This window comes from Trinickia sp. (assembly GCF_036503415.1).
Taxonomy (GTDB): Bacteria; Pseudomonadota; Gammaproteobacteria; order Burkholderiales; family Burkholderiaceae; genus Trinickia.
In genome coordinates this window covers 66,127-77,890 of sequence record NZ_DASXWY010000026.1, presented here as the reverse complement: position 1 = coordinate 77,890, position 11,764 = coordinate 66,127, and the positions used below count along the sequence as shown (strand labels likewise).

Genomic DNA, 11,764 nt, shown 5'->3' with positions numbered 1-11,764 from the left:
CTGAAGCGCTGCATCGAGAATGCCGGTTTCGATGACGTGCGAACGCTTCTTTCGAGCGGCAACGTCGTTTTCACGAGCCGCGCGACCTCCGAGTCGCGGCTCGAACAAAAGCTCGAGGCGGCGATGGCGGACGGATTGGGGCACGCCTTTTATACGATCGTCCGTCGCGTCGACGAACTCAACGAGATGCTGACTGCGGATCCTTATGCGGCATTCGAACTGATGCCCGGCGCGAAACGGGTCGTGACATTCATGCGCACACCGCATTCGGTGGACATCGAGTTGCCGGTCGAATTCGACGATGCGCGCATTCTTGCCGTGGCCGAGCGAGAGGTTTTCAGCGTCTACGTGCCGAGTCCGCGTGGCCCAGCCTTCATGGCCCTGATCGAAAAGACATTCGGCAAGAACGTGACGACGCGCACCTGGGACACCGTCAAAAAATGCGCCGCGGCATAAGGGCGCGCTCAGTCCGTGCTGCGTGGTTCACCGGCATGCGGCTTACGGCCACGCCGACGATAGCCATGCGTGGCGCGCAGCAGGCCGCGCGTATAGTCGCTTGCCACCCGCCCGGCACGAACATCGTCAACGCCCAACTGCTCGACGATCTCGCCGTTGTGCATGACGGCCACGCGCTGACAAAGAAAACCGACGACAGCGAGGTTATGACTGACGAGGATCATCGTCAGCTCGCGTTGCCGATGCAGCCGGTGCAGCAAGTTGAGAATTTCCGCCTGAACCGATACATCGAGCGCAGATGTAGGCTCATCGAGCAACAGCACGCGAGGCTCGAGAATCAGCGCACGCGCGATGGCGACGCGCTGACGCTGCCCACCCGAAAGCTGATGTGGGTACCGAAAGCGAAAGGCGGGCCCGAGGCCGACTTCGGCCAGCGCCCGAGCGATCCGCTGATCGGCGTCCGATATCCGATGGATGGCGAGCGGTTCCCGCAGCGTTTCATCGACGGTAAAACGCGGATGTAGCGAAGCGTACGGGTCCTGAAACACCATCTGCACGTCGCGCCGAAACGCGCGGTCGACGTTGCCGGCGCAGACGATCCGCGTATCGATCGACATGCTCCCGCTCGCAAGCGGCACGAGACCGGTCAGCGCACGCAGCAGCGTCGATTTTCCCGAGCCCGATTCACCGACGAGCCCGAACGCTTCACCGCGCGGGACCGAGAAGCTTGCCCCGCGCACGGCATCGACGTGGCCGGTGCGTGTGGGAAAACGAATGGATACGTCGCGGAGCTCGATCATTGTCCGCTCTCCGTGAGCCAGGCCGGATCGCGTTGCAGCACCGGCAATTCTCCGACAGGATGGGCGAGCGTCGGGCTGGCCGCAAGCAAGCCGCGCGTGTACGGATGCGTGGCATGAACGAGTTCCGACGCGGCACAAGTCTCGACCACGCGCCCGGCGTACATAACGGCAACGCGGTCGCAAAACGACATGACGAGCGGCAGATCGTGGCTGATGAACAGAAGCCCGGTGCCATGGCGCGCGATTGTTTCGTCGAGCACGGCGAGCACCTGCATCGAGACGGCCACATCGAGCGCGGAGGTCGGTTCGTCGGCAATCAAGAGCCGCGGGCCGGTCGAAATCATCATGGCGATCATCACACGCTGCCCCATGCCGCCCGAAAGCTCGTGCGGATAACAGGCCGCGACGCGTGCGGGATCGCGAATATCGACGGCATGCAGCGCATCGAGAATGCGCGCGCGCAAAGCGCGTCGTCCGAGCCCGCGCTCGCGCAGCCGAAACGTCTCGGCCATCTGACTCGCTACCGTCATCGTCGGATTCAGCGAATATTTCGGGTCCTGGAGCACCATGCCCATGGCAGCGCCCGCGAGCCGTCGCCGCTCGCGTGCGGACATCGCCAGCAGATCGTGCCCCTCGAAACGCATGCTGCGCGCAGTGCATTGGGCGCTCGCGGGCAGCAGCCCGAGCAGCGCGCGTCCCGTCAGCGACTTGCCCGAACCCGATTCGCCGACGATGCCGAGCCGCTCGCCCGCGGCAAGCGTCAGCGAGACATCGCGCACGGCATCGACGAGGCTGCCGTCATGGCCGCGAAACGCAATCCGCAATCCGTCGATTTCGCAAAGCGGAGGCCGCGAAGCGTTCGCGATATCGGCCATCTCAGTCTCCATGGCGAGGATCGAAGACATCGCGCAGCCCGTCGCCGAGTAGATTGAATGCGAGGCTCACCAGGAGAATGGCCCCGCCCGGCAGCGTAGCGACCCACCATGCATCGAGCAGCACGTTGCGTCCCGAAGCGACCATGAATCCCCACTCGGGGCTAGGCGGTTGCGCACCGAGGCCCAGGAAGCCGAGCCCGGCGACAGCGAGTACGACGCCAGCCATATCGAGCGTCGCGCGCACGATGACGGACGACATGCAAAGCGGCACGATGTAGCGCAGCACGATGCGCGGCTCGGAAGCACCTTGCAATCGCGCTGCATAGATGAAATCGGCGTGGGCAATGCGCAGCGTTTCGGCGCGCGCGAGGCGCGCATAAGCGGGCCACGCCGTGATCGAAAGAGCGACGACGGCATTGACGACACCGGGCCCGAGCGCGGCCGCAAAGGCGAGCGCCAGCACGATCTTCGGAAACGCGAGCGCCATATCGGTGATTCGCATGAGGACGCCATCGACGAAACCGCCGCAAAAGCCCGCAGCGGTGCCGATCAGCAGGCCGATGGGCACGACGATCGATACGACGAGGACGGCGATGCCGAGCGTCAGACGCGAACCTGCGATGAGCCGCGAAAGAATGTCGCGTCCGAGCTGATCGGTGCCGAGCCAATGCGAGGCGCTGCCGGGCGGCAGCAGGCGATCGGAGAGGACTTGCCGCAACGGATCGTGCGGCACGATGAATGGGCTTGCCACTGCGACGATGCCGAGGGCGACGAGGATCACGAGCCCGATCATGTTCAGCGGATTCGCCGCGAAGCGCCGCCAGCGCCGATACGCGAGCCCGAGCGAGGCTTGCGCGCGCGATTGCGGCGTATCGACGAGCAACCATTCGCGCACCGACCGTGGGGCGGCGGGTAGAGTCGGTCGATCGGGAGAAGAAGCCATATCGAATAGAAGGCCAAATAAAAACGAAAAACAGCGGTGGCGCGTCAACGGGCACGCGGATCGAACACACGATAGAGCGCATCGGTCAGCAAATTGACGAAGATGAACATGACGCCGATGACGAGCGTGCAGCCGAGGACGGCGTTCATGTCCGCATTGAGCAGCGCACCGGTTAGATACGAGCCGATACCGGGCCACGCGAAGACGATCTCGGTCAGCACGGACCCTTCGAGCAGATTGCTGTAGGTGAGCGCGATGACGGTCAAAAGCGGCACGGCGATGTTGCCGAAAGCGTGACGCCAGATCACGCGGCTTTCCGGCAGGCCTTTCGCGCGCGCGGTGACGATGTATTCCTGATTCAATTGATCGAGCATGAACGAGCGGGTCATGCGGCTCAGATAGGCGACCGAGTAGTAGCCGAGAAGGGCGGCCGGCAAGGCAATATGCGAGATCGCATTGCGCAGGACGTCCCATTCGCCCGCCAGCGCGGCATCGATCAGCAACGAGCCGGTACGCGGGTCGACCATGCCGTCGTAGAGCGGGTCGAGCCGCCCCGGTCCGCTCACCCAGTGCAGCCGCGCATAAAAGAGCAGCAGCCCCATGAGACCGAGCCAGAATATCGGCACCGAACTGCCGATGAGCCCGATGAAGCGCGCGAGATGATCGATCGGCCGGTTGTGCCGGACCGCAGCAGCGACCCCGAGCGGCACGCCGAGCGCGATGCCGAGCAACGTCGCGAGCGTGGCCAGTTCCAGCGTTGCGGGGAATACGCGCTTGATGTCGTCGAGTACCGGGTTGGCCGTCAGCAGCGATATGCCCAGGTTGCCGTGAAGCACGTCGCGCGCGTAGAGGAACAATTGCGTGGCGAGCGGTTTGTCGAGTCCGAGTGCGATGCGCTCGGCTGCGTAGGCGTCGGCCGACGCGCGATCGCCGAGCACGGCGAGCACCGGATCGATCGGCACCTTGCGGCCGATCACGAAGGTCAGCACGATGAGGCCCGCACAGGTGACGGCGAGCGTGATCGCCCAGCGCGCGATGCGCAATGCCCAGCGCACGGCTGGCCTTCGCGCAGTCAGTGTGCGCAGCGCTTCGAATCGGGCGTGCGACGAAAGCGGTGTCGACATGATGGGCTCGGTCGAACGTGGGGTTATTTCTTCAATGTCCGATAAGACGTCAGGTCGTTGATGGGGCCGACTTCCGGCCCGGTGACGCCGGGGCGTGTAGCCACCTGAACGACTTTTTCGAACATGATGATAAACGGCGAATGGTCGAGTACCTGCCGCTGCAGAGCGACGTAGCGCTTCGCACGCTGCGCGGAGACGGGTTCGACGAGCGCGGCCTCCGTGTCGGCGGTGAGCTGCGGAATGCTCCAGCTGTTGCGCCACGCCAGCATTTTGTATTTCGATTGATCGGAGTTGTCCGGATTCCAGGCGAAGCCGCGCGCGTTGCTGTTCGGATCCATGTAATCGGACGACCATTCGCCGATGAAGATGTCGTGCTGGCGCGCACGGTATTTGCCGATCGCCTGCTTGGCGTCGCCAGGGATCAACTTCACCTTGATGCCGCCTTGCGCAAAGTTTGCTTGCAGCGCTTGCGCGATTTCCACGAACGGGTAGTCGTTCGGCATGTCCATCGTCACTTCAAAGCCGTTCGGCAGGCCGGCTTTTGCGAGCAGCGCCTTCGCCTTGGCTACATCCAGACGGTAGGGGTTCGCATCGAGCACGCCGAGAAAACCGTCGGGCACGAAGGTTTGATGCACTTTGTAAGTCGTACTGACGATGTTGCGTTGAATGCCGTCGTAATCGACGAGCCATTTCATCGCCTGCTGCACTTCAGGCTTTGCCAGATTCGGATTTTTCGTGTTCAGGCTCAGATAGAGCAATGCCGAGGCGGGCCACGATGCCACGTGGATCTTGCCCGCTTTCGAAAGTGCCGCGAGGCTGTCGGGGCTCAGATTGCGCGCGGCGTCGGCATCGCCGTTTTCGAGCAGCAGCCGCTGCGCCGAGGCTTCGGGCACGTGACGTAGCACGATGCGCTTCATGGGATACGGGGTGCGGTAATCGTCGAATCGTTGCAGCACGAGGCTTTCGTTCGGCGTCCACTTGACGAGCTGGTAGGGCCCGGAGCCGGCGTCATGGGTCCTGAGCCACGCGCTGCCGGCGTCGCCGTTCTGTTCGTGCGAAAGCAGCAGCTTCTTGTCGAGAATCGAGCCGGGGCCCGCGCTCAATACGTTCAGGACGAAGCTCGGCGCATATTTGCGATCGGTCTGCAGTGTCACCGTCTGTTCGTCAATCTTTCGAACCTGCTGCGTGACGCTTTCTTTCGTGAGGCCAAGATCGGCCAATACGCCGGCCGGACCTTTGCCGAGCAATACGGTGCGCTGGAGCGACCAGGCGACGTCGTCGGCCGTGACGGGATTGCCCGAATGGAATTTGACACCGGGGCGAAGCTTGAACGTGTAAGTAGTGCCGTCGGCACCGACGCTCCACGACTGCGCGAGCTTGGCTTCGAACTTGGAGGGGTCGTGCAGATCGATCTGCACGAGGCGCTCATAGACGTTCGCTACGTATTCGGACGGTACGAGCTCGTAGATTTCGCTCGGGTCCAGTGTCGTGAACTCGCCGATTTGCGTGGCGATCACGAAGATGCCGGGCGGCGTGGCGGCATAAAGCGTGGTGAGGGGCGTCAGTGCGGCGATCGCCGCGGTGACGACGAATTTCGACAGCAGATGCTTCATGCGGGCTCCATCGGAAAAGGGCGATGGGCTCCGCGGCGGTGGGGGGTGGTGACAGCCGCGCGCGGAGCGCAAGACCGCAATCGTACCGCGTGACGACTGTATGTAATCAATATGTGTGGCGGTCTCTGGCCAATGCCGTCATCGGTGGCAATCGACCCACGCGCGTGCCCATTCGATGCCCGCCGCGCGCGCTTCCTCTTCGGTAGCGAAAAAAGCGAGGATACCGGAGCCTTGAATCAGCTCGTTGTTCCGCATGACGGTGCCGCTCGCCGCAAAGCGCTCGTCTTGCGCGATGACGTGGCCCCAGATTTCATAGCCTTGGTATCGTTCGGGTTCCATTGAAATAGGACGCTGCAGTATCGAGCCAGTTCGTGATGAATGATGCCGCGGCCGGTGACGGAAGGACGCTCGGGGACGCGGTGATGAGAGATGCCGACGCATGCGCCATTCCAGCCGGCCAATAGTGGAGGGCCAGCGAGGAATCGTCCACCTCCCAGATTTACGGGGTGCGTTGCCGGCGCCCCTTTCTTCATTTTCCTGCCGTCATCCCAAAAAGTACCTATTCGGGACACTCCGAATACGTGTAGCATACTGTACATCCATACAGGTTATTGCGCAATTGTCCGATGTTTGCCGCTCTTTCCCATCCCGAAGACGTTCATCCTTCGCTCTGGCGCGGGTCGCAGCTCGCGCGGGGCAGCCTGCGTACAGTGGATACGGGTTATGCGGCATTGTCGGCCGAGCTGCCGGGCGGCGGCTGGCCCCTCGGAGCACTCGTGGATCTGCTGATTCAGCAGCCGGGGGTAGGCGAAATGCGGCTGTTGCGGCCGGTGCTCGCGGCACAGGGCCGGCGTCCCATTGCGCTCGTGCAGCCCCCGCATGTGCCCAATGGGCCGGCCTTCGCCTATCTGGATGTGCCCCTCGAACAATTGATTCAGGTGCGCGCGGCCAAAATGCCCGATGCCCTCTGGTCTGCCGAGCAGATGCTCCGGGCTGGCACGTGCGGGGTGGTGCTCTTTTGGGCGCAGCAGGTGCAAACGGCCTCGTTGCGGCGGTTGCATCTTGCTGCCCAGTCGTCGGACACGCTTTTTGTCATGGTGAGGCCGCTCGCAGCCGCTCAGCAGGCCTCACCGGCGTTGCTGCGGCTGGCGGTGCGCCCGGCGGACGACGGCATCAGCGTCGATATCGTGAAGCGACGAGGGCCGACACGCGCCGAAGCCTTGTCGATTCCTCTGCATCCCAGTCCTATTTTGTTCAGCCGTCATGCGCGTATTTCTCGCCGTCAAACTGTACCGACTCCAGCTGGAGGTATTCCAGCCGAAGTGGTGGCCTGAAGCGGCACAAGGCGCGGTCGTACTCGAAAAAGACAGCGTCATCGTGGCCGATGATGCCGCGCGCGCAGCGGGCGTGCAGCTGGGCATGCGCCGCGGGGGCGTGCTGACGCTGGCGCCGGGTGCCACTATTTACGAGTGCGACCTGACCAAGGAAGAGGCCGCGCAGCGCGAAGTCGCCATGGCGCTGATGCAGTTTTCGCCGGAAGTGAGCAGGGTGGATGGAACAACCCTGCTTGTCGATGTCAGTGCGAGCCTGCGTCTGTTCGGCGGGATGCTGCGATTGTGCCGGCAGGTGCGAATCGTCTTGCGCGATATGGGCCTGAGCGCGCGCGTCAGTGCGGCGCCTACGGGGCAGGGAGCCTGGCTCCTCGTTCAGAACGCTCAGCGCCGTTTTCTCGCGATGCGTTCGCTCGCGCGCGAACTCGACAGGCTGCCGTTCGGCACGGTGCCGGATCTCCAACCGTTCGCCGATTGGTTGACCGGTCTCGGCTGCAAGACGATTGCCGATATTCGCCGGTTGCCGCGCGCGGGTTTGCAAAGACGCTGCGGTGCCGAAGTGCTCGCATCGCTCGATCAGGCTTTCGGCGGGACGCCCGAGCTTTTCGACTGGCTGGAGCCGCCGCCCGTCTTTGCGGCCCGCATCGAACTGCCCGACCGCATCGAGCATGCGGAAGGCATGCTGTTCGCCGCGCGCCGGCTCATCGTGCAATTGTGCGGCTGGCTCGTGGCCCACCAGCTGTCGCTCGCGGCGGCAACGTTTTTTCTCGAACACGAGCGCGGCCGCGAAGCGACGGAGCCCACGGCACTCGCGATCGCGCTCGGCGAGCCGACCTGGCGCGAAGATCATCTCGTCAAGCTGCTCAAAGAGCGTTTGGGACGTCTGACGCTGCCGGGCTCGGTCATCGCGCTTCGGCTCGAAGCGACGAACGTGGCGCCGGCGGTGCCGGCCTCGGAAACGCTCTTTCCCGAGCCCGGTGGCTCGGCACAGGATCATGCGCGGCTCATCGAGTTGCTCGTCGCGCGTTTGGGAGAAGAAAACGTGCTGCGCGCGGCGCCGGCGGCCGACTATCGTCCCGAGATCGCGAACCGTTGGGTGCCGGTGCATGCCAGGATCCAAGCGGCGAGCGCGCCCGCGGTCCTGCCGCGTCCCACCTGGTTGCTCGAGACGCCCGTGCGTTTGCTGATGCGTCAGCATCGTCCGTTCTACGGCTCGCCGCTCAAGATCGTTTCGACCGGCGAGCGGATCGAGGCCGGCTGGTTCGACGGCGAACTCGTGACGCGCGATTACTTCGTGGCTCAGGCGCAAGACCGAAGCTGCTACTGGATCTATCGCGAGCGCGTAAGCAGCCGCGATATCGAAAAAGAGCCGAGCTGGTTTCTTCACGGGCTTTTCGGTTGAGGCGCGACGATGACTGTTCCGACCGCGCTGCCGGCTTATGCCGAGCTTTTTTGCCTATCGAATTTCACGTTCCTGCAAGGCGCATCGCATGCCGAGGAGTTGGCCGAGCGCGCCGCGCAATTGGGTTACGCCGGCCTGGCGATCACCGATGAGTGCTCGCTTGCCGGTATCGTGCGCGCGCATGTGGCGGCCAGGCAAGCGCAACTGCCGCTCGTCGTCGGCTCGTATTTCAAGCTGGTCAACGCCGACGGCTCGCCGGCTTTCGGGCTGATTCTGCTCGCACAGAACCGGGACGGTTATGGCAATTTATGCGAGCTCATCACGCTGGGGAGAATGCGTGCGCCAAAGGGCGAATACCGGCTGACACCGCAGGATCTCGCTCGGCCGGAAAAACCGTACACACATCTGCGCGGCATGCCCGGGTGCCTGGCGATCCTCGTACCCGATTTCCCCGCCAAGGAGGCGCTGCTTGGCGAGCGCCTGCAATGGCTCGACGCGACGTTTCCCGCCAGAGCCTGGTGTGGTCTCGTTTTGCATCAGCGCGCGATGGACGACATTCATCGCGGCACGATCGAATATGTCGCGCAGCAATGCGCGCTACCGGTCGTCGCGCTCGGGCATGTGGTCATGCATGTGCGCTCGCGCAAACCTTTGCAGGACACCATGACGGCGATCCGGGTGGGCAAACCGGTGCACGAATGCGGTTACGAGCTTGCGCCCAACGCCGAGCAGCACCTGCGCCCGCGGCTGCGGCTCGCCAATCTCTATCCCGAGCATGCGCTGAAGGAAACGACGAACATCCTCGCGCGCTGTACGTTCTCGCTCGATTCGCTGCGCTACGAATATCCGGACGAACTCGTGCCGCCCGGAACGACGCCGACCGATTACTTGCGTCAGGAAACCTATATCGGCGCTCACCGGCGCTTTGCGAGCGGTATTCCGCACGATGTTCAAACCCAGATCGAATACGAACTCGATCTCATACGCGAGCTCGAATACGAGCCTTATTTCCTGACTGTCTATGACATCGTCCGCTTTGCCCGCAGCCGCGGCATTCTCTGCCAGGGGCGCGGCTCGGCTGCCAATTCGGCGGTTTGCTACTGCCTGGGCATTACCGAAGTGGATCCAGCCCGCGGCAATATGCTGTTCGAGCGCTTCATCAGCAAAGAGCGCGGCGAGCCCCCCGATATCGATGTCGATTTCGAGCATCAGCGCCGGGAAGAGGTCGTTCAGTACATTTATTCGAAATACGGCCGGGACCGGGCAGCCATTGCCGCCGCAGTGTCGACATACCGCCCGCGCGGTGCACTGCGCGAAACGGGCAAGGCGCTCGGTGTCGACCCGCAAATCGTCGATCGGGTGGCCAAATCGCACCAGTGGTTCGATGGCAGACGCGACTTGCTCAAGCGTTTCCAGGACTGCGGGCTCGATCCCGAAGCGCCGCTGATACAGGCGTGGGCATCGCTCGCCACGCAACTGCTCGGTTTTCCTCGCCATCTATCGCAGCATTCGGGGGGCTTCGTCATCAGTCGCGGCAAGCTGTCGCGGCTCGTACCGATCGAAAATGCGGCGATGCCGGAACGTTCCGTCATCGAATGGGACAAGGACGATCTCGAATCGTTAGGATTGCTGAAAGTCGACGTGCTTGCCCTGGGTATGCTCTCGGCCATTCGCCGCACGCTCGATTTCGTTTCGCAACTGCGAGGCGAACGTTTTGAAATGCAGGACATTCCGCCGGAGGATACTGCGACGTACGAAATGATTTCGCGCGCCGATACGGTCGGCGTGTTTCAGATCGAATCGCGCGCGCAGATGTCGATGCTGCCGCGTCTGAAGCCGCGGACGTTCTACGATCTCGTGATCGAGGTTGCGATCGTGCGGCCGGGGCCGATTCAAGGCGGCGCCGTTCATCCTTATTTGCGGCGTCGCCAGAAGCTAGAGCCCGTCACGTACCCCGGCAAGGCGCTGGAAATTGCGTTGTCGCGCACGCTCGGCGTGCCGATCTTCCAGGAGCAGGTCATGCAGGTCGCAATGCTCGCCGCGGGCTTTACGGCGGGCGAGGCCGATCAACTGCGGCGGGCGATGGCTTCATGGAAACGCAAAGGCGGGCTCGAGCAATACTACGATCGCATCGTAGGCGGCATGACCGCGCGCGGCTACGAGAAATCGTTCGCCGACGGTATTTTCGAGCAGATCAAGGGATTCGCCGAGTATGGCTTCCCGGAAAGTCATGCGGCAAGCTTTGCACTGCTCGTCTATGCAAGCAGCTGGCTCAAGCGTCATGAGCCGGAAGCTTTCCTCGCGGCGATGCTCAATAGCCAGCCGATGGGATTTTATTCACCGTCGCAGCTCGTGCAGGATGCGCGGCGCCACGGTGTCGAGGTATTGCCTGTCGATATTGCCATCAGTCAGTGGGATGCGACGCTCGAACAGGTGGCGCACAGGGAACGGCCCGCGGTTCGTCTTGGCCTGTCGCAGCTCAAGGGCATGCGCGATGGCGCGGCCGAACGCATCGCCCTCGCGCGAGCGGCGCGGCCGTTCGAGAGCGTACGCGACATGGCGTGCCGGGCCGAACTCGATCGCCACGACTTGCAAGTACTCGCCGCGGCCAATGCACTCGCATCGCTCGCCGGTAATCGCCGCGAAGCGTTGTGGCAATCGGCGGCCGCCGTGCCGGACAAGGACATGCTCGCGCGCGCGGTCCTGGAGGACGAAACGCCGGCGCTTGGTATGCCGTCGGAAGCGGAGGATATCGTAGGGGATTACCGGACGATGGGCCTGACGCTCGGACGTCATCCCGTGGCGCTCTTGCGCTCGCAATTGGACAAGAAACGGCTGATGCCGGCTGCGGTATTGCAGCATTATCCGAACGGCCGGCTGGCCCGAGCTTGCGGGATCGTGACGGTGCGCCAGCGGCCCGATACGGCGAAGGGCGTGATCTTCGTCACGATCGAAGACGAGACCGGTAACGTCAATGTCATCGTCTGGCCGAAGATGCTCGAACGGCAGAGAAAAGAGGCGCTCGGCGCGACGCTCCTCGCAGTGTTCGGCGTTTGGCAATGCGAAGGAGAGGTACGGCATCTGGTTGCGCACCGTTTCGTCGACCTGTCGCATTTGCTCGGCGAGTTGTCGACTTCCAGTAGGAATTTTCACTGAGCGTTCAGCGACGAGCCCGAGGCGTCGCTCGCTCTCGCGGTACCGGGCCGGCTTCGCTTTGATC

General features: G+C 63.3%; 10 protein-coding genes. 4 read left to right on the top strand and 6 right to left on the bottom strand.

Features of this window, described 5'->3' with window-relative positions:
• On the top strand, positions 1-456 hold a 456-nt coding region (locus VGL01_RS03860), incomplete at its 5' end, for a DUF1697 domain-containing protein (RefSeq protein WP_331567249.1).
• 8 nt (positions 457-464) lie between these two features.
• On the opposite strand, the gene VGL01_RS03855 is transcribed toward VGL01_RS03860, so the two are convergent.
• The 6 genes from VGL01_RS03855 to VGL01_RS03830 form a co-directional block, all read right to left on the bottom strand.
• Positions 465-1,256 carry an ABC transporter ATP-binding protein gene (locus VGL01_RS03855; RefSeq protein WP_331567247.1) on the bottom strand — a complete coding sequence of 264 codons (792 nt, stop codon included), beginning with the start codon at positions 1,254-1,256 and terminating at the stop codon, positions 465-467.
• The gene (locus VGL01_RS03850) at positions 1,253-2,143 is read right to left on the bottom strand and encodes an ABC transporter ATP-binding protein (protein WP_331567245.1); all 891 of its coding nucleotides are present in this window, start codon (positions 2,141-2,143) and stop codon (positions 1,253-1,255) included. Before VGL01_RS03850 ends, VGL01_RS03855 begins: the two co-directional genes overlap by 4 nt.
• Positions 2,133-3,074, bottom strand: a complete 942-nt coding sequence (locus VGL01_RS03845; protein WP_331567243.1) for an ABC transporter permease — start codon at positions 3,072-3,074, stop codon at positions 2,133-2,135. The genes VGL01_RS03850 and VGL01_RS03845 overlap by 11 nt, the downstream gene beginning before the upstream one ends.
• A 44-nt stretch (positions 3,075-3,118) precedes the next feature.
• On the bottom strand, positions 3,119-4,198 hold the full coding sequence (locus tag VGL01_RS03840; RefSeq protein WP_331567241.1) for an ABC transporter permease: 1,080 nt from the start codon (positions 4,196-4,198) through the stop codon (positions 3,119-3,121).
• Positions 4,199-4,221: 23 nt separating this feature from the next.
• Positions 4,222-5,811, bottom strand: a complete 1,590-nt coding sequence (locus tag VGL01_RS03835; RefSeq protein WP_331567239.1) for an ABC transporter substrate-binding protein — start codon at positions 5,809-5,811, stop codon at positions 4,222-4,224.
• A 138-nt stretch (positions 5,812-5,949) separates the two neighbouring features.
• Entirely contained in the window at positions 5,950-6,150 is a 201-nt protein-coding gene (locus VGL01_RS03830) for a hypothetical protein (protein ID WP_331567237.1), read from the bottom strand.
• Positions 6,151-6,437: 287 nt separating this feature from the next.
• On the opposite strand from VGL01_RS03830, the gene imuA reads away from it, so the two are divergent.
• The 3 genes from imuA to VGL01_RS03815 are packed head-to-tail and all read left to right on the top strand — an operon-like array spanning position 6,438 to position 11,700.
• Positions 6,438-7,145 carry a translesion DNA synthesis-associated protein ImuA gene (gene imuA / locus VGL01_RS03825; protein ID WP_331567235.1) on the top strand — a complete coding sequence of 236 codons (708 nt, stop codon included), beginning with the start codon at positions 6,438-6,440 and terminating at the stop codon, positions 7,143-7,145.
• Complete coding sequence (locus VGL01_RS03820) at positions 7,075-8,544, top strand: DNA polymerase Y family protein (protein ID WP_331567233.1); 1,470 nt, start codon at positions 7,075-7,077, stop codon at positions 8,542-8,544. Before imuA ends, VGL01_RS03820 begins: the two co-directional genes overlap by 71 nt.
• A 9-nt stretch (positions 8,545-8,553) precedes the next feature.
• The gene (locus tag VGL01_RS03815) at positions 8,554-11,700 is read left to right on the top strand and encodes an error-prone DNA polymerase (RefSeq protein ID WP_331567231.1); all 3,147 of its coding nucleotides are present in this window, start codon (positions 8,554-8,556) and stop codon (positions 11,698-11,700) included.
• The last annotated feature ends 64 nt before the right edge of the window (positions 11,701-11,764 follow it).

Bases quoted from the DNA above. Each gene is read 5' to 3' on its own strand.
- VGL01_RS03830 (WP_331567237.1), bottom strand. From the start codon at position 6,150: ATGGAACCCGAACGATACCAAGGCTATGAAATCTGGGGCCACGTCATC.
- VGL01_RS03820 (WP_331567233.1), top strand. From the start codon at position 7,075: ATGCGCGTATTTCTCGCCGTCAAACTGTACCGACTCCAGCTGGAGGTA.
- VGL01_RS03845 (WP_331567243.1), bottom strand. From the start codon at position 3,074: ATGGCTTCTTCTCCCGATCGACCGACTCTACCCGCCGCCCCACGGTCG.
- VGL01_RS03815 (WP_331567231.1), top strand. From the start codon at position 8,554: ATGACTGTTCCGACCGCGCTGCCGGCTTATGCCGAGCTTTTTTGCCTA.
- VGL01_RS03840 (WP_331567241.1), bottom strand. From the start codon at position 4,198: ATGTCGACACCGCTTTCGTCGCACGCCCGATTCGAAGCGCTGCGCACA.
- imuA (WP_331567235.1), top strand. From the start codon at position 6,438: ATGTTTGCCGCTCTTTCCCATCCCGAAGACGTTCATCCTTCGCTCTGG.
- VGL01_RS03855 (WP_331567247.1), bottom strand. From the start codon at position 1,256: ATGATCGAGCTCCGCGACGTATCCATTCGTTTTCCCACACGCACCGGC.
- VGL01_RS03850 (WP_331567245.1), bottom strand. From the start codon at position 2,143: ATGGAGACTGAGATGGCCGATATCGCGAACGCTTCGCGGCCTCCGCTT.
- VGL01_RS03835 (WP_331567239.1), bottom strand. From the start codon at position 5,811: ATGAAGCATCTGCTGTCGAAATTCGTCGTCACCGCGGCGATCGCCGCA.